14 protein-coding genes and 1 riboswitch are annotated in these 17,756 nt (G+C 47.4%); of the genes, 9 read left to right on the forward strand and 5 right to left on the reverse strand.

Annotation, left to right across the window (positions count from 1 at the left end; all coding sequences use genetic code 11):
- Positions 1-19: 19 nt before the first annotated feature.
- From yidD to atzF, 4 genes are all read right to left on the reverse strand, one after another.
- Complete coding sequence (gene yidD / locus QUA42_RS14145) at positions 20-250, reverse strand: membrane protein insertion efficiency factor YidD (RefSeq protein ID WP_333137818.1); 231 nt, start codon at positions 248-250, stop codon at positions 20-22.
- Between the two features lie 149 nt (positions 251-399).
- The gene (truB, locus tag QUA42_RS14150; RefSeq protein WP_333137819.1) at positions 400-1,341 is read right to left on the reverse strand and encodes a tRNA pseudouridine(55) synthase TruB; all 942 of its coding nucleotides are present in this window, start codon (positions 1,339-1,341) and stop codon (positions 400-402) included.
- Positions 1,342-1,575: 234 nt separating this feature from the next.
- Positions 1,576-2,322, reverse strand: a complete 747-nt coding sequence (locus QUA42_RS14155; RefSeq protein WP_333137820.1) for a calcium-binding protein — start codon at positions 2,320-2,322, stop codon at positions 1,576-1,578.
- 40 nt (positions 2,323-2,362) lie between these two features.
- Positions 2,363-4,177, reverse strand: a complete 1,815-nt coding sequence (gene atzF / locus QUA42_RS14160; protein ID WP_333137821.1) for an allophanate hydrolase — start codon at positions 4,175-4,177, stop codon at positions 2,363-2,365.
- A gap of 600 nt (positions 4,178-4,777) precedes the next feature.
- Positions 4,778-4,932: riboswitch (guanidine-I (ykkC/yxkD leader) on the forward strand.
- A 144-nt stretch (positions 4,933-5,076) separates the two neighbouring features.
- On the opposite strand from atzF, the gene QUA42_RS14165 reads away from it, so the two are divergent.
- The 7 genes from QUA42_RS14165 to QUA42_RS14195 all read left to right on the forward strand — a co-directional run bounded on the left by QUA42_RS14165 (position 5,077) and on the right by QUA42_RS14195 (position 14,064).
- Positions 5,077-6,144 carry an ABC transporter substrate-binding protein gene (locus tag QUA42_RS14165; RefSeq protein WP_333137822.1) on the forward strand — a complete coding sequence of 356 codons (1,068 nt, stop codon included), beginning with the start codon at positions 5,077-5,079 and terminating at the stop codon, positions 6,142-6,144.
- Between the two features lie 102 nt (positions 6,145-6,246).
- Positions 6,247-7,098 carry an ABC transporter permease gene (locus tag QUA42_RS14170; RefSeq protein WP_333137823.1) on the forward strand — a complete coding sequence of 284 codons (852 nt, stop codon included), beginning with the start codon at positions 6,247-6,249 and terminating at the stop codon, positions 7,096-7,098.
- 170 nt (positions 7,099-7,268) lie between these two features.
- Positions 7,269-8,045, forward strand: a complete 777-nt coding sequence (locus tag QUA42_RS14175; protein WP_333137824.1) for an ABC transporter ATP-binding protein — start codon at positions 7,269-7,271, stop codon at positions 8,043-8,045.
- 441 nt (positions 8,046-8,486) lie between these two features.
- Complete coding sequence (locus tag QUA42_RS14180) at positions 8,487-9,218, forward strand: urea amidolyase associated protein UAAP1 (protein WP_333137825.1); 732 nt, start codon at positions 8,487-8,489, stop codon at positions 9,216-9,218.
- A gap of 77 nt (positions 9,219-9,295) precedes the next feature.
- Positions 9,296-9,937, forward strand: a complete 642-nt coding sequence (locus QUA42_RS14185) for an urea amidolyase associated protein UAAP2 (RefSeq protein WP_333137826.1) — start codon at positions 9,296-9,298, stop codon at positions 9,935-9,937.
- A 138-nt stretch (positions 9,938-10,075) separates the two neighbouring features.
- A complete protein-coding gene (gene uca / locus QUA42_RS14190; protein ID WP_333137827.1) occupies positions 10,076-13,693 on the forward strand; it encodes an urea carboxylase in 3,618 nt (1,205 codons plus the stop codon).
- A 74-nt stretch (positions 13,694-13,767) separates the two neighbouring features.
- Positions 13,768-14,064 carry a WG repeat-containing protein gene (locus tag QUA42_RS14195; protein ID WP_333137828.1) on the forward strand — a complete coding sequence of 99 codons (297 nt, stop codon included), beginning with the start codon at positions 13,768-13,770 and terminating at the stop codon, positions 14,062-14,064.
- A 43-nt stretch (positions 14,065-14,107) separates the two neighbouring features.
- Here QUA42_RS14195 and QUA42_RS14200 read toward each other — a convergent pair whose 3' ends face one another.
- A complete protein-coding gene (locus tag QUA42_RS14200) occupies positions 14,108-14,896 on the reverse strand; it encodes a class II glutamine amidotransferase (protein WP_333070642.1) in 789 nt (262 codons plus the stop codon).
- Between the two features lie 532 nt (positions 14,897-15,428).
- On the opposite strand from QUA42_RS14200, the gene QUA42_RS14205 reads away from it, so the two are divergent.
- Together QUA42_RS14205 and QUA42_RS14210 are read left to right on the forward strand one after the other, a co-directional pair.
- The gene (locus tag QUA42_RS14205) at positions 15,429-15,608 is read left to right on the forward strand and encodes a hypothetical protein (protein WP_333137829.1); all 180 of its coding nucleotides are present in this window, start codon (positions 15,429-15,431) and stop codon (positions 15,606-15,608) included.
- An 80-nt stretch (positions 15,609-15,688) separates the two neighbouring features.
- Positions 15,689-17,608, forward strand: a complete 1,920-nt coding sequence (locus QUA42_RS14210; protein ID WP_333137830.1) for an iron uptake porin — start codon at positions 15,689-15,691, stop codon at positions 17,606-17,608.
- Positions 17,609-17,756 lie beyond the last annotated feature (148 nt).

Here is a 17,756-nt window from a genome sequence, read left to right on the forward strand (position 1 = left end):
TCCGGCTTCTAACTAATAACTAATTCCCCTCGTTATTTTTAGGAGGTACTGGATCGTAACCGCCTGGATGAAAAGGATGACAGCGCAAAATCCGCTTAACTGCCATTGAGGTGCCGCGGGCCGATCCAAATCTTTCTATTGCTTCGATCGCGTATTGCGAACAAGTTGGCTGAAATCTACAGGCGTTAGGCAGGTAAGGAGAAATCCCCATTTTGTAGCCTCGGATTAATCCTATCAGCAATATCTTCACAATTTTTACCTCAGCGATTGATTAGATTTATAGGCCAATCTCGTTTCGTACCGCTGTAAGCTAGGTGCATCGAGAGCATTCCCAGCGGTTAGAGTTCCGCAAACTTTTCCTGTACCAATTATACCTATTTTCATTTTTATTTTAGATACTTAAAGCACAATTTGAGGAGATAATATGGTACTTGTCTCTGAGTTCGCTACTTGACCGATACCTAAAAAATTACCGTCTCGATCGTACACCTGCAAGGGATAGGGATGTTCGGGTATTGGGTTGTGGGGGGGATGGTTGCTACTTTCCTCCTCTGGCCCGATCGGCGTTTCGGGAATCGGGAGGCGCTGTCCTTGAAACCAGCGTTTGGTATATTCAGGGGAAAGGACGATCGCACCTAAATGTCCCAAAACCGCCGATGGCAAAATCGGGCAGAATTTATTCTCCTGCAATTGCAGTTCCAATTGTTCAAAACTGAGACTTTCCTCGATCAAAAAACCGCTACTTTCGGTGCGAGTCAAACAAGCCAAAGTACCGCCTGTATTTAACACCGCACCCAAATCCCGCGCGATCGCCCGAATGTAAGTACCCGCCCCGCAGGCGATCGCCAAATCCAATTCAGGAAAATCCCCCGGTCGCCAATCCAAGATTTCCAGCCGAAAAACCTCGACCTTCCTAGCAGTAACTTCCACAGTTTCGCCTTTTCTAGCTAACTCATAAAGGCGTTTTCCTCCCACCTGAACCGCACTAAAACTCGGTGGCAACTGCTCAATTTTTCCTATAAATTTTGGCAGTGCAGCTTGCACTTTTTCCAAACTCAACTCTGGCACCGGTCGAGAATGGATAATTTCTCCATCTAAATCGTCAGTAGCAGTAGTTAAGCCAAATCGAATCGTGCCTCGGTAAGCTTTATTGTGTTGAAGATATTGCAGCAGTCTGGTTGCTTTGCCCAGGGCGATCGGTAAAACGCCAGTCACAGCAGGATCGAGGGTTCCTCCGTGTCCGACTCGCTTGAGTTTCAATAGCCGGCGCACTCGCCCCACGCAGTCGTGAGATGTCATGCCCGCAGGTTTGTTGAGATTGAGAAAACCGTCAGTAGTCATTAGGAAGTTCGGAAACTGATTTTGTAACGGATGTAACGGATATAACGGATGTCAGGAAGAGGGAAGAAGGAAGCAGGAAAAAAGAAGATGAAAAGTTGTGAGATTGCTTTCCTTCGCATCGCGAAAGCTAACGTTATTCGCAACGGGAAAGCAGTTTTGAGTTAAAAAGTTCAACATTCAAAACTTAAAACTACAAAGTATCCGCCAACCCAATTCCCAATTCCCTATTACCCATTAAAGAATAAAGTCTGCCTGACTGATAGAAGCGCGGGCAACTCCGAATAAAGTAGCGAGAGTTTCCTTGGTGTTTGTAAGCTGAATAATTGTACTCGGGGAAGTTCCGGCCCCAGCGGAAATGGTGAGTTCGCCAAAGGTGAGGCCGGCAGTCAAGCGAATTTGATCCGTACCATCAGTAAAATCTGTAATCACATCCCCGTCTGCCAAACGCCCGATCGCAAAAGTATCGTTTCCGGTGCCGCCAGTTAAAGTATCTAGGCCGCGATCGCCCGATAAACAGTCATTGCCGATGCCACCAAACAGCGAGTCATCGCCGGCACCCCCAAAAAGCGAGTCATCGCCCGCGCCTCCCAACAAAGTATCGGTGTCTTGGTTGCCAAACAGCAAATCATTACCCTCGTCGCCCAGCATGGAGTCAGAACCTTTGCCGCCGTAGAAAGTATCGCCGCCGGCGCCGCCCAAAACGCTGTCGCGACCGGCACCGCCGAAGAGCAAATCATTGCCAACGTCGCCCAGCAGTGAGTCATCGCCGTCGCCGCCGTAGAGGGAATCGTCTGCGCCTAAGCCCAAAATGCTGTCAGGGCCACCCAAACCAAATATCAAGTTAGCGCCTGCAGTACCTCTGAGGGAGTCGGGGCCGGTGGTGCCGCGAGTGCCGCCAGGTGCCCCTCCGGGACTGGTACCGCCGCCGGTGGGGGTTGGGGTGGTGACGGGAATTGGTCGAATTGGCACTGATGATGGCATGATTCTGAAGATGGGTAGAAATTTGCCATTCTAACTTAGCTTAAAACCGGAAGTTATAAGCTCGCCAACCGCCGAGATCAGAAATATCGATCGCATCCGCCACAGCATAAGGTTCGCACAAAAAGCCCTGCACCGTCGAGCCGTCCTCCAACACCAGCGTACCAATTCCCAGCGGCGGGGGAATTTTAGCGACAAATCCGCCGAAAGCGGAGATCGACAACTCCCAAACTTCCACCTCGATCGCGCTACCGCCCTCTATCTGACGCACCAATCCCGGCTTGCCCAGAGCAGTACCCGTCAAAGCGTACAGCTTGTAAATCGGGCTGGTACGGCAGGCGCGAACTAAAACGCCTCCCCCCTCGATTAGTTGATAATTCAGCGGCTCACCGCTCAAATGAGCGCCAACAACGGCTATTTTGACTCGTTCTTCTGAGGCAGGTTTGGCTGGGATGGCGGGTTCCGGGAGGGTTGGCAGCGGCAGGCCGGTTGCGCCCAAAGTTCCCCCCAAGCGATCGTGGAAAGCAGATCCCAGGTGGCAGAGGGATAAATCGTGCCACGCAGGAGCCATCAGTGTCAATCCTGCGGGCAATCCGCTGCTTTGAAACCCGCTGGGAACTGCGATCGCACACAAATCGAGCAAATTCGCAAAGTTCGTGTAGCGTCCGAGATTAGTGTTGAGCGCGATCGGCTCGGCTGCAACTTCTGCGACAGTATAAATCGTGCCTGTCGTGGGAACAGCCAACACATCCATTGACTGCCACTGAATTTCTGCCTGCTGGCGGAGTTCGGCCAACCGGTACGACGCGCGGTAGGCAGAGACGGCATCGTAGCGTTTGCCGCCGCTGATAATTTCGTAGACGATCGGATCGATATCCTCTGGGTGCGCGTCGAGGAAATCGCCGATCGCGGCCAACCTTTCTGCTACCCAAGGGCCGCCGTAGAGCAGTTCGGCAGCATCCGCAAACGGCTTGAAGTCAATATGTGCGATCGTGCAGCCCAATGATTGCAAGCGCGCGATCGCCTCCCGGTAGCGGTGTTCAGCTTCTGCATTTCCGAAAAATTCGAGTTCGCCGTCTCCGGGAACTCCCACCCGCAAGCGAGATAAATCCGGCAAAACTTTCGTTTCAGGGTGGCGAGAAAACGCATCCTCAGCGTCAAAACCGCTGGCTACTTGCAGCACAGAGGCTGCATCCGCACAGGTGAGAGCGAACACAGAAACGCAATCGAGCGATCGCACCGCCGGTAGTAGGCCGCGAGTGCCGATCGAGCCGCAACTTGGCTTCAGCCCGACAATGTTGGTAAAAGCAGCGGGAACCCGCCCCGATCCTGCGGTATCGGTACCCAGAGCAAAACTCACCAATCCGGCCGAGACTGCTGCGGCGGAACCGGAACTCGATCCGCCCGGAATGTAGCGCGAATCGAACGGATTGCGACAAACTCCATAAGGCGTGCGGGTTCCCACTAATCCGGTGGCAAATTGATCCATGTTTGTTTTGCCGATCGCGATCGCACCTGCAGCGAACAGGCGCTCTACGACGGAGGCCGATCGCGCTGGAGTGCGAGCAAACGGAGGACATCCCGCCGTAGTGGGAACGCCCGCCCAATCGAGATTATCTTTGATCGCAAAAGGTATTCCGTAGAGCGGCAATTGTTGCGGGTCTAGGTTTTCCAAGGCTTTGGCGCGTTCGAGGGTTTCCGCCTGCGGTGCTAAATAAATCCATACTGCCGGATCTGCATAGCGCTCGATCCGATCGTACACGCTCGCCATTACATCTGCGGGCGCGATCGAGTCGGTGCGGTAGCGATCGAGCAGCGAATGAATGTCGAGACTGTTGCTGTAGTTAAATTTTTCCATAATGCACCTTCAGTTGACAGTTGACAGTTGACAGTTGACAGTTGACAGCGACCTCTACCTGGAAGTCCGAGGATTGGAGTAATGAATAGTCTTCTTTTAATTTCTCCCGATCAGGGAGAGGCTTTAAACCAATTTTCTCTGGTAAGTCGATTTTAGATTTTAGATTTTAGATTGAAGAGTTGACTTCACAGGCTGTGTTTGGCGATCGTTATTAAAAATAGCAGGTTACTTTACCGCATTGTCGATCGTACTTGCATCTAGTCTAGGGGTCGAAGTATTCCTCAATAAATATTCAACCCTGACCTTGCGGGTTTCGTCTTTTTGTGCAGCTAAACTTCCCGATTTCCCATCGCCCCATCTCATCGCCCCGTTTAATCTTCCAAAAAATTTAATTTTACAAATTCCAGAAAAACTGTTTTTTGTAACATCTTACACATTTTCGTATCAAGTTTGCTGTTACCGTTTGAAACGTAGCAATCTAGTAAGATTGCAAACTACAGTATGCTTACCTTACAAAAAGCTAAGTGCATTGCTGTTACCAAAAGTCTCGAATAAGTCCATGGGTTGCAAACAGGACTTATACAGAGAAAAAACTAAAAATTTAACCGCTTCTAGGGTTCCGATTTGAATCAGTTTCTAAGTCAGCTTAGAAAGTTCAAGTGCTGGTCCGAGAGAAGCAGACTGGTTCTCGCAATATTTTATTAATTTGAGGGAAACACTAACCAGTTACACGGCGGGATAAAAGCCCGGGAGAAACGCGATCGGTCAGCAAGACTCGGTTCGTTAGCTCTCGGGCTTTATCCTTGTATATCAGGGGGGTTTGCGGAAGCTAAGGAAGCCAAAGAAGGTGCAAAAGCTCGATCGACATATTCACCTCTAACCAGCAACCAGAATATGCTATGAATATCCGATATTGCTCCCCCAAAATAACGCGATCGCCCTTATCTTACTTCGCCCTATTTTTCATCACCTTGTTTTTCGCTGTCGGCTGCGTCAACCCGGCAATTTATATCAAAACCACGACAGAAACCGAAGCAGCTTCTTCAGTAAGTGCTAACGCAGTTCGCCTCGGATTCAGCGCGTGGCCAGGCTGGTTTCCTTGGCAAATTGCCAAAGAACAAAAGATATTTGAAGCCAACAATGTTCCTGTAGACTTAAAATGGTTTGACGGCTACTTAGAATCCATCAGCACCCTCACAGCAGGACAGATAGATGCTAACAGCCAAACCCTCGGCGATACAGTAAACTCTATATCCGGCGGCGCCGACCAAGTAATTGTTTTAGTCAACGACAACTCGACGGGAAATGACAAAGTGATTGTCGCCGAAGGCATCAATTCCGTTGCCGATTTGAAAGGTAAAAAAGTCGCAGCAGAGGAAGGTACAGTCGATCACTTTCTCTTATTGTTAGGGCTGAGAAAAGCAGGCTTATCAGTGCAGGACATTCAATTTGTACCGCTGGAAACCGGCAAAGCTGCGGCGGCTTTCGTCGGAGGACAAGTCGATGCGGTGGCAGTATTTGCGCCGTTTACCACCCAGGCATTAAAACGATCGAACAGCAAAGAACTGTTTAGTTCCAAAGATTTTCCGGGGGCGATTTCCGACCATTTGGTATTCACCCGAAAGTTTATTAACCAACACCCAGATCGAGTGCAAGCGCTGGTCAATTCATGGTTTGCGACATGGGAATACATGAAAGCAAATAAAGAAAAATCTTACGAAATTCTAGCCAACCGCGCCGGAGTTAGCGTTGAAGAATACAAAGAATATGAAAATGGCACTAAAATATTTACGATTGAGGAAAACTTGAAAGCCTTTCAACCGGGAAATGACATGACATCATTGCAGTTTGCGGCGGCAGAAATGACTAAATTTCTCGTCGATGTAAATTTAGCCAAAACCCAACCAGATCTCAGCAAATTATTTGACGATCGCTTTATCAAAGCTTATGCCGAAGGTAAAAGCTAGGAGGTCAAATCTACGATTTTGCAGACACAACAAAGTTTCAACCTTATTATTTATACCAAAAAGCTACTAAAATTACTCGCTCAACAATTCTGCAATTAAATCATGCCACCAAATCCCGAACCCCGATCGATCCAATCCCACCTCAAGCAAAAAAGCCTAAATCCCACCGTTTTCTGGCGGATTGCGGAAGAGATACCACAACCCCTCAATATTGGGTTAACGGTAACATCGATCGCACTGCCGGTGCTGCTGTGGTGGCTAGTAACAACCTTCGCCAACGTAGACCCCAAATTTTTGCCTTCCCCCGGCAAAGTTTTAGAGGCATTTGGTCGGCTGTGGAACACTCGCGAACTTTTGAAAGACACGGTAGCGAGTTTGTGGCGGGTGGGAGTGGGCTTTCTGTTCGCCTTGGTTTTTTCCATACCAATTGGCGTGCTGATGGGCAGTTTTTCCAGTATTCGTGCCTTGCTTGAACCCATGTTCGGCTTGATGCGATATATGCCCGCACCAGCATTCATTCCCCTACTAATTCTTTACTTGGGCATCGGCGAAGAACCCAAAATAATGCTGATATTTATCGGCGTCTTTTTCTTCAATTCGCTGATGGTGATGGATACAGTCAAGTTTGTTCCAAAAGACTTGATCGAATCTACTTATATGTTGGGCGGAAATCGCTGGGAAATCTTAACTCAAGTTATTTTTCCCCACGTTTTGCCGGGAATTCTTGATGCAAGCCGCATCAACCTAGCTGCGGCTTGGCAATTGGTAATCGTTTCGGAATTGATTGCCGCAACCGAAGGCTTAGGCCGCCGGATCAGCGTCGCAGGTCGATTTCTCCGAACCGATGAAATTTTTGTGGGGCTGATTGTCATTGGGGCGATCGGACTGACTTTTGACTTGCTTTTTCAATATCTGCTGCGGGTTTCTTGTAAATGGTCAATTCAGAAACAGTAAGCAGATGTTGAAGGAAGAGGGAAGAAGGAAGAAGGAAGAGGGAAGAGGGAAGAAGGTCGTGGTGTAAAATAAAATTGAAACCCACGCTAGATATCGTTTTTAGGCCTAAAATCTACATATTTTGGGAATGAAAAAATCAATTTTTTACTTACAATACAGAGGATAAACTCATGTTTCTACAAATCAACAACCTGCACAAAAACTTTGAAACGAAAAACGGTAAATTAGTTGTCCTCAAGGACATCAATATGAGCATTAAGCAAGGCGAATTTATCTGCGCGGTAGGCGCATCCGGTTCGGGCAAATCAACTCTGTTGAGGCAGATTGCGGGATTAGACAAGCCGACAAAAGGGGAAGTGAAAATTGATGGCAAAGAAGTTGTTTCGCCTGGGCCGGATCGAGGTATGGTATTTCAGCATTACACTCTTTATCCTTGGATGAACGTGCAGGAAAATGCCGAGTTTGGCCTCAAACTTCAAGGCGTGTCCAAGAAAAAGCGGCGCGAACAAGCGAGCTATTATTTGAATGTGGTAGGATTGACGCAGTTTGCTTCGTCGCTGCCGAAGGAATTGTCGGGCGGGATGAAACAGCGGGTGGCAATCGCCCGCGCCCTCGCTTCTGAACCTAAAGTGTTATTAATGGATGAACCTTTCGGCGCCTTGGACATCCACACTAAAGAATCGATGCACGAATTCATGCTCGATTTGTGGCGCCGCACTCAGATTACAATCTTTATGATTACCCACGATGTCGAAGAAGCGGTGTTTCTTTCCAATCGGATTTATGCTTTGGGCGCTCGTCCCGGTACAGTGAGAAAGGAAATGTCGATTAATTTGCCCGATCGCACTCCCAGCGTTAAACGCCACGCCAAATTCCACGATTACCGCGACGAACTCATGGATTTGATGCGGAAACACGGACAAGAAGCAGTTGCAATGGCTGCTTAAATAGAAATAGGTTTGTATTTGCACTTTTTGGGCGGGCAGGATGCCCACCCCACAAGAAAACTCACTCTTTGTGGAACGGGCATCTTGCCTGTTCTTGAGAATGGTGCCAAATATAAACGGACAGGAAGCAGTTGCAATGGCTGCTTAAATAGAAATAGGTTTGTATTTGCACTTTTTGCACCCGCGCCAAGAGTTTAACTGCCAACTTAAGTAAGTGGAAACTTAACATCTTGCACCATTGTCAATTACCTATTTAGGAACGGGCAAGATGCCCGTTCCACAAAACTCAATTTTATTGTGGAACGAGCATCTTGCCCGTTCTTGAGAATGGTGCAAGATATCAGTGGAGATAAATATTACTTTGGGACAGGGTGAGTTTGGCCACTACAAAATACTATTGTTTTGTTTCGCTGACCCCCCCAAATACATCAAGAGGAACTTATGGTGCAACTATCATCGATCGACACAAACTCAGAAATTGATTCTGACCTCGTATTAATGCAAGAAACCGTACCTGGCGGCGCGTACTGGTCGGGAGTCATCAAGCGGGGAAACACCCTGCGAATCACCGATCTAGAAGGCTCTCGCGGTGTTTCCATGCTGTGCTACAACGCCGACAATGCGATCGAACGTTTCAACGCAGCAGACACCGCCAAAATTCAATTCAACGCCTTTCTCAAACAAGGCATGGTGATCTACACAGACATGGGGCGCATCCTATTTTCCATCACCCAAGACACCTCCGGCTGTCACGATTTGCTAGGAGGATGCAGCAACGCCATTAGCAATGCCAAAAAATACGGCGAAGGAGACTGGAAAAACTCCCGCGACAACTTCCTCAAAGCCCTAAGTCGGTGGGGTTTAGGCAAAAAAGATATCATGCCCAACATCAACTTATTTACTCGCATTGCCGTCAAACCAGACGGCACGATGGAGTTTCGCGAAGGCTGCGAAAAACCGGGTAGTTTTATCGATTTGCGAGCAGAAATGAACGTATTGACCGTTATCTCTAACTGCCCCCACATCCTGCATCCTGGGTCAATTTACGATCCAAAACCCATCCAAATTCAGATTGTGAAATCCCCCGCAGCCGCACCAGACGACTTGTGCCGCACCGCCAACCCGGAAGCCGTGCGCGGGTTCATCAACACCGATGCTTTGTTCGTGCAATAAACTAGATTCCCCAACTCAATCTTATCCGCATCAATCTGCGGTGAAATATTCTACAATTTCCTCACAAAAAGTGAACCATGACTGCAACTACCCAACAACTTCTCGATCCAAAAACTGCAATTTATAACGAAGTTTTACCAGCCACATATCCCTGGGCTCGTGTCATCAAAAAAGGACAGATTCTCCGCATTGTAGATTTAGGCGGAAATCAAGCAGTAGATTTTTTAGTTTACAATGCCGATGACCCTTCCGAACGCTACAGCGCCCCCGATACGATCGTCAACCAAGGCAACATCTTTGTCACTACAAACAGCCAACTCATTTCCAATGAAGGGCGAGCCATGATGACCATAATTTCTGACTCCTGCGGGCGGCACGATACCTCCGGCGGCGCCTGTAGCTGCGAGAGCAATTCGGTGCGGTTTGGACTCGATAAAAAATACCAGCACGCCTGCGTTGAAAATTTCCTCGCCGCAATTCTTCCCTACGGTTTGGGCAAGCGAGATTTAGTCAGCAATATCAACTTCTTTATGAATGTTCCGGTTAGCGAAGATGGCACGCTTGAAATTGTTGACGGCATCTCTGATCCGGGAAGTACAGTTGATTTGCGAGCCGAAATGAACGCGCTGGTTGCTATTTCTAACTGCCCGCAAATGAACAATCCTTGCAATGCTTACAATCCTACACCGATTCAGTTGATTGTTTGGGATGCGGTATAGGTTGTAGCTGCATATCCGCCAGAAACCGCCAGGGGTTTAAACCCCTGGCTAATAGCGAAAGTCCTCTTGCATAGGACTGAAGAATCGATTGCCCATTAGCAATTATCAATTATCAATTATCAATTAGCAATTACCTAAATGTTTAACAAAGTTTTGATTGCAAATCGCGGTGAAATTGCCTGCCGAATTATCCGCACGCTCGATCGCCTCGGAATTGCTTCAGTAGCAGTATATTCTGAAGCCGACGCCCGCGCCAAGCACGTTTTCGCCGCCAGCGAAGCCGTTTGTATCGGTGCAGCCGCCGCAGCCGAGAGTTATTTGCGGTTCGATCGCATTCTCGAAGTTGCGCGCCAAACAAAAGCTCAAGCTATCCATCCGGGTTACGGCTTTTTGAGCGAAAATGCTGAATTTGCCGAAGCTTGTGCCAGCGAAAATATTGCATTTATCGGCCCGACTCCGAGTCAGTTGCGCTGCTTTGGATTGAAGCACACCGCGCGGGAAATAGCCGCTGCAAATCAAGTGCCGCTAACCCCCGGAAGCGAACTTTTAGCAAGTTTAGAAGATGCCCAAAAAGCGGCTGGGGCGATCGGCTATCCGGTGATGCTCAAAAGTACCGCAGGCGGCGGCGGCATCGGTTTGCAGGCTTGTTTTAGCGATCGAGATTTGGCAGAAGCATTTGAAAAAGTACAGCGTTTGAGTCAAAGCAATTTTAAACAAAGCGGCGTTTTTTTAGAAAAATACATTCAAACAGCCAGGCACATTGAAGTCCAAATCTTTGGAGATGGCAAAGGCAATGTCATCGCCTTGGGCGAGCGAGATTGTTCCGTGCAGCGGCGCAATCAAAAAGTAATAGAAGAAACCCCCGCCCCTGCTATTAGCGACGAACAGCGAAATCAGTTGTACGGTGCAGCAGTGCGGTTGGGAAAAGCGGTAAATTACCAGTCAGCAGGTACTGTTGAATTTGTATTTGATGTCGATGCGAAACAGTTTTATTTTTTGGAAGTCAACACGCGCTTGCAAGTTGAACACGGCGTTACTGAAGCTGTCAACAACATCGACCTCGTTGAGTGGATGGTAAAACAGGCTTCTGGGGATTTGTTCCCCCTGGAAGAGTACCGCTATCGGCCGCAGGGACACTCAATTGAGGTGCGAATTTATGCCGAAGATGCCGGCAAGAATTTTCAGCCGAGTTCCGGGTTGCTGAATCAAGTTGCGTTTCCCGAAAACGTCCGCTGCGACAGTTGGATAGAAACCGGCACGGAGGTTACTCCTTTTTACGATCCGCTGCTAGCCAAAGTAATCGTTTGCGGGGATAATAGAACCCAGGCGATCGCTCAACTTAAAGCTGCTTTAGATGCCAGTGAAATAGCGGGAATTGAAACTAATTTAGATTACCTCCGCCAGATTTTGGACGACTCCCGATTCAGCCGGGGCGAACTGAGCACGCGCTTTTTAAACTCTTTTGAATACGCACCTTTAAAGATCGATGTATTGGATGGGGGAACCTACAGCAGCATTCAGGATTATCCGGGGCGGATTGGCTATTGGGATGTTGGCGTGCCGCCTTCTGGGCCGATGGATCATCTGGCATTTCGATCGGCAAATCGTTTAGTAGGAAATCCCGAATCGACAGCAGGATTGGAATTCACAGCTACAGGTCCAACTCTGCGCTTTAATGCCGATACAGTTATTAGTTTGACTGGGGCAATTATGAAGGGAACGCTAAACGGCGAACCGGTGCCGTTTTGGACGGCAATTCCCGTAAAAGCTGGCAGCATTCTCAAGTTAAAAGCTATTCAAGGCGGCGGCTACCGCACTTATTTAGCAGTCAAACACGGCTTTAATGTCCCCGATTATTTGGGCAGCAAATCAACTTTTGTACTGGGCAAATTTGGCGGACACGCGGGCCGCACGCTGCGTCCGGGAGATGTGTTAAAACTCAACCAAACTGCAACTCTGGAAGCGGAAATATCTTTGCCTCCGGAACTAATTCCCGCCTACAGCAATAATTGGGAAATCGGCGTTTTATACGGGCCTCACGGCGCGCCGGATTTCTTTACGGAGTCAGACATCGAAATGTTTTTCTCCACAGACTGGCAGGTGCATTACAACTCGACGCGGACGGGCATTCGGCTGATCGGCCCGAAGCCCACCTGGGCGCGTCAAGACGGAGGAGAAGCGGGTTTGCACCCGTCTAACATTCACGATAATGCTTACGCGATCGGCACGATCGATTTTACGGGCGATATGCCTGTAATTCTCGGTCTTGACGGCCCGAGTTTGGGAGGTTTTGTCTGTCCTGCTACTATTGTGCAGTCGGAATTGTGGAAAATCGGGCAACTAAAACCCGGGGACAGCATTCGCTTTCACTGTTTGAGTTTTGCTGAAGCTTTGCAGCGGGAATTAGCACAAGATAAGCAAATTGCTAATTTTTGCTTGCCTGTTTTTGAGGAAAATGCGGAGGAATTGCCCGCAGTTCCCGCTTCTCCCATTTTGCACGAAATTCCCGAATCTACGGGACAGGTTGCTGTTACTTACCGTCAAGCTGGGGATAAATATATTCTAGTTGAATACGGCCCCTTGGTGCTGGATTTAAATTTGCGTTTTCGGGCGCACGCATTGATGGAACAGTTGAAAGCAAATCCGTTGCCGGGTGTTATCGAATTAGTGCCGGGAATGCGATCGCTCCAAATTCACTTTGACAGCCGCCAGATTTCGCAACAGCAGCTAATGCAGGCGCTGATTGCGGCGGAGGCGGAACTTCCAGCGATCGAGGATTTGGAAGTGCCGGCACGAATTGTACACTTGCCTTTATCTTGGGAAGATGAATCGACGCTGTTGGCAATTGAAAAATATATGCAGTCTGTGCGATCGGATGCACCTTGGTGTCCCAGCAATATTGAGTTTATTCGCCGCATAAACGGGCTTGACAGCATCGAACAAGTCAGAGAAATTGTATTTAATGCTAGCTATTTAGTGATGGGTTTGGGAGACGTTTATTTAGGCGCGCCCGTCGCAACTCCCCTCGATCCGCGCCACCGTTTGGTTACTACTAAATACAATCCCGCCCGCACTTGGACTCCTGAAAATGCAGTGGGCATTGGCGGCGCGTATTTGTGCGTTTACGGGATGGAAGGGCCCGGAGGTTATCAATTTGTCGGCCGCACGGTGCAAATGTGGAATCGGTTCAAACAAACGGCGGATTTCCAGTCTGGTAAACCTTGGCTTTTGCGCTTTTTTGATCAAATGAGATTTTATCCGGTTTCTCATGAGGAATTGCACCGCTGTCGGGAAGAATTTATTGAAGGAAAGTTTAAATTAAAGGTTGAGGAAATCACTTTTAATTTGAGAGAATACAATGAGTTTTTGCATTCTATTGCGGGCAGTGCGGCTGAGTTTAAAGCGCAGCAGCAGGCCGCATTTAATGCAGAGCGCGATCGCTGGGCCGCATCCGGGGAATTTGACGCTGAAGCGGCCGCAGAAGCCTCGGCGGATGTAGCTTCTGAAACGGTGGCGGAGGTTACTTTGCCGATCGGCTGTGAGGCGGTTGTCGCTCACGTTTCGGCCAATGTTTGGCAGGTGCTGGTTAATGTTGGAGATGCGGTTGCTGAGGGCGATCGCCTGTTAATTTTGGAAGCGATGAAAATGGAAATTGCTATTACTGCTGATGTTGCGGGTACTGTCGCCCAATTGTTTTGTGAAAAGGGGCAAACGGTGACAGCCGGACAAATTCTAGCGGCTGTTCAACCGAATTAATCCCTCTGTTGTCAGTTCGGGGACAGTCGGAAGCTAGGCAGCAACCAAATCTGTAACTACTCGGCGTTGCATAATTGCGGGATGATTTTGATTGTTTTGTGGGATGGGATATCGTAGCCCGAAGGCGTGTATTTTCACAGCAGGCGGGACACCCCACAAGAATCATCCTCAAATTGTGCAACGCCCGCTCATTTAATGAAGATTTAGCAGCAGTTAGCGCTTTAAAAGGGTGGGGATATATCAATCAAGCAGACCAGTGGGCGATCGCCCCGCAATTTTCGGCGGCGGGCAGTTTTTCGGAAGGCTTAGCCACTGTCAAGCGCGATGGCAAATCTGGCTTTATCAATCAAACTCGAAAGCCGGTCATTTAGCAGGTTGGGGCTTTGTTTAGGCTTTAAATTTGTTTAAGTCTCGTTAGCTTAACTCCAACAGCCCAGAATTGACTGGCCAACCATCCTGAAATACCAGCAATTCTCCCGGCTGAATTTGCGTCCAAACTTCGTTATCTGTCAGCGGAAAAGTGGCAATAACAGCCACGCGATCGTCCTCCTTGGTCAATTCCCGAAAATCGACTGTTATATCTTCGTCGATCGAGTGAGCGCTAGCAAAAGGTGCTTGTCGCACAATATAATGCAAATTAGTAGAACAGTGGGTAAACAAGTGTTCTCCATCGGAAAGTAAATAATTAAAAATTCCGTGTTCTGCCAAAGTTTTAGTAATTTCCTCCAGTACCGGGTAAATTTCCGCTAAAGCAGGCTTACTTTGAGGAAAAGTAGAGCGCAGCTTTTCTAATATTAAACAGAATGCTTTTTCACTGTCAGTTTTGCCAACCGGTTTGTAAACTCCGGCACATTCTGGATAAAAGTTTTCGAGATTTCCGTTGTGAGCAAACACCCAATAACGTCCCCAAAGTTCCCGAATAAAAGGGTGGCAGTTTTCCAGAGCAATTTCGCCTTGGGTAGCTTTGCGGATGTGAGCAATGACGTTAGTGGAATGAATGGGATAGCGACGCACTACTTCTGCAACCGGAGAAGCAATCGCAGGTTTAGAGTCTATAAAGAGGCGACATCCCAAACCTTCAAAGAAAGCAATTCCCCAACCGTCTTGATGAACGTCCGTTTTGCCCCCCCTTGCAGAAAAACCCTCAAAAGAAAAGCAAATATCTGTCGGAACATTGCAGTTCATTCCCAGTAATTGGCACATAGCTTTTAAGTCTCTGGAGTGTGGATCGATCGCGCAGCTATTGGCAGCTACAGATTTGCGGTGATAATATTATAGTATTAACGGGTTAAATACACTTAATATTGGGCTTAACCAACCTTAATAATACTGAAGTTAAAAAGTTGGCAAGCTAAAACAATCGATTGTGTTTCTGTCGGAACGATGTTACACGCTCACTCGCTCCGCACCTTTTACGTGCATACAGCGAGGATAAAGTATTAGCGTCCTGGAAAAAATGATATAATTTTTATTGTTTTGTGACCTAGTGTGAAGGGAAATAATAACCGTCCGTAAATTCCAAAGATAAAAAAATATTAATTTACTCAAGCTTTTAAAGATCACTAAGTTATCTGTCTATATAGTTTTATAGTTGTTAAAAAAATTAAGTGACCACAAAAACCACAAAAATAAATTTTTATCGATTATAGGCCAGGCTCAATTATTAGTGTTACTACTTTTTGGGGTTGAAATCGATAGGTTTTGATTAAACTCAAGGACAATAGCAGAGGAAGATATGAGGGAAAAATATCACATATTTTTGACTCTTCATTTATTACAAAATCTGTTAAAAAAAACGGGAACCGGATTGTCAATCAGCCGTCACATATTGGAAGAAAGCGAGGGTGGCAGTTTGACTTGTTCGTCGGTTTTGGGAGAAGGAATGCAATTTACGATCGCCCTTCATCTCGAATAGTACGCGCGTGCGTAGCTATTCCGTAGGAAATAACGCTTTTTCTCACTTTTTTAGCTTTTTACTCACAAAGTATAAATAATATGAAAAATCATAAGTGCGATCGACCAATTTGGAAAATCCTTAGCAGCTTAATACTAGGATTCGGATTGCAGGCATTATTCAGCATTCCAGCCTTAGCAGAAACGACTGATCCGGAAACAACAGCAAATAGTGCAAATTCGGAAGATCCAGTTAATGAATGGTATCAATTACCCGCACCGACCAATAATCTAGCGGGTAATTTCGATCGTAATCCCGATCGCAAATTAGTCGAAAAAGCTGACAATGTAGATGAAACTTCACCGATAAACCCCACATCGGAGCCACCCGTACCTATCGCGAGTGAGATAGAAACTCACGTATCCGAAGCCAGCGAAACCCAGCCCGCCCCAATACCCGCATTAGTTGAAGAAAATAAATTAGAAAATCCCCCATTAGTTTACCCTGGTGACAACTCACTAGAACAAGTTACATCAGTTTCCCAACTCAGCGACGTACAGCCCACAGACTGGGCATTTCAAGCACTGCAATCCTTAGTAGAAAGATACGGCTGCATAGCTGGATACCCCGACGGAACCTATCGCGGAAACCGCGCTATAACGCGCTATGAATTTGCAGCCGGAGTCAATGCTTGTTTAGATACAATCCGCGAGTCCATCGCCAAATCAACTGAAAGTCTAGCTAAGCGAGACGACTTAATAAAACTACAAAAATTGCAAGAAGAATTTGCCGCCGAAATTGCCACAATTCGAGGCAAAGTGGATGTGCTAGAAGCGCGAACTAGCGAACTAGAAGCCAATCAATTTTCGACCACAACTAAGCTGTCGGGATTCACAATTTTTGGAATACAAGGGCGCACGCCCAACCGTGCGGATCGGACTCCCAGAGACGGCAAAAGAGATACCAAAGACCCGGGTACAAATGTCAACACCATTAACCTCAATCAATTCTACTTAACCACTCAATTTAGTCCTCGCAGTAACTTATTAATCGGTTTTTACAACCAGAACGGAAGCAATTCACCACAATTAACCGAAGACGTAAACGTTGCTTATAATGTAGCCGAAACTTCTGGATTAACTGTCAGCGACCTCAACTACCGCTTTCTGGTCGGTGACAAATTGGCAGTGTTTGCAGGAACAGCAGGAGTTAACATGATTACCGCTTTTCGAGGGCCGAATCGGGCAGAAAGTGCAGCTTCTGGCCCCATTTCTGCCTTCGCCCAAAGAAACCCTATTTTGAACACTGGTTTGGGTTTAGGCGGCATCGGCATTGACTGGCAATTTGCGAAGCGAGCCAGTTTGCAAGCAGTTTATTCAACTAACATTTCTGGATTTTTTGTCAGTTCTAACGGGTCTAGAGGACACAATACATTGGGTGTACAACTAACTCTGACACCAGCCGATCCCGTTGATTTTACTATCTATTACGTTAACGATTATTCGCCTGACGGTAATCTGATTACTTTGGCAGGCGATAGCCAATTAACAGCTATCAATTCTAACACAAATAAGTCCGCTTCTCTGCAAACCCATGCAGTTGGAGCAAGTTTAAATTGGCGCATTTCATCGCGAGTTTCTCTGGGAGGTTGGGCTGGTTATACTAATTCTCGGATTCCTAGTAAATCGGGTACGGTAGCCACTACAAATTATATGGTTTTTGTAAATTTCCCCGATTTGTTTAAAGCTGGAAATTTAGGAGGGATTTATATCGGACAACCGCCTAAAATTGTCAGCAGCAATTTACCTACAGGCAATAACGTTCCTGATTTTTTAGATACGGGTTTAGGGCGATCGGGCGGGCAACCCGGAACGACTACTCATGTAGAGGTATTCTACCGCTGGCAGGTGAATGATAATATCAGCGTCACCCCTGGATTGATCTGGATTTTTCAACCCGGTCACACTCGCGATAGCGACCCGATCTCAGTTGGTGTATTGAGAACTTCATTCTCCTTTTAAGAGTTTAATCCTGTGGGGCTGGGTTTAGTAGAGCGATCGCCAATTGCAAACAATTTTGGTGAACTCGGTCCCGAGGAAGGGCCCACAAGAAAATTTTATTTTGTGGAACAGGCATCCTTCCTGTTAAGCGAGAAAGGTGTTCTTCCGT

The sequence above is a fragment of the Microcoleus sp. Pol11C2 genome (genome assembly GCF_036701505.1).
Lineage (GTDB): Bacteria > Cyanobacteriota > Cyanobacteriia > Cyanobacteriales > Microcoleaceae > Microcoleus.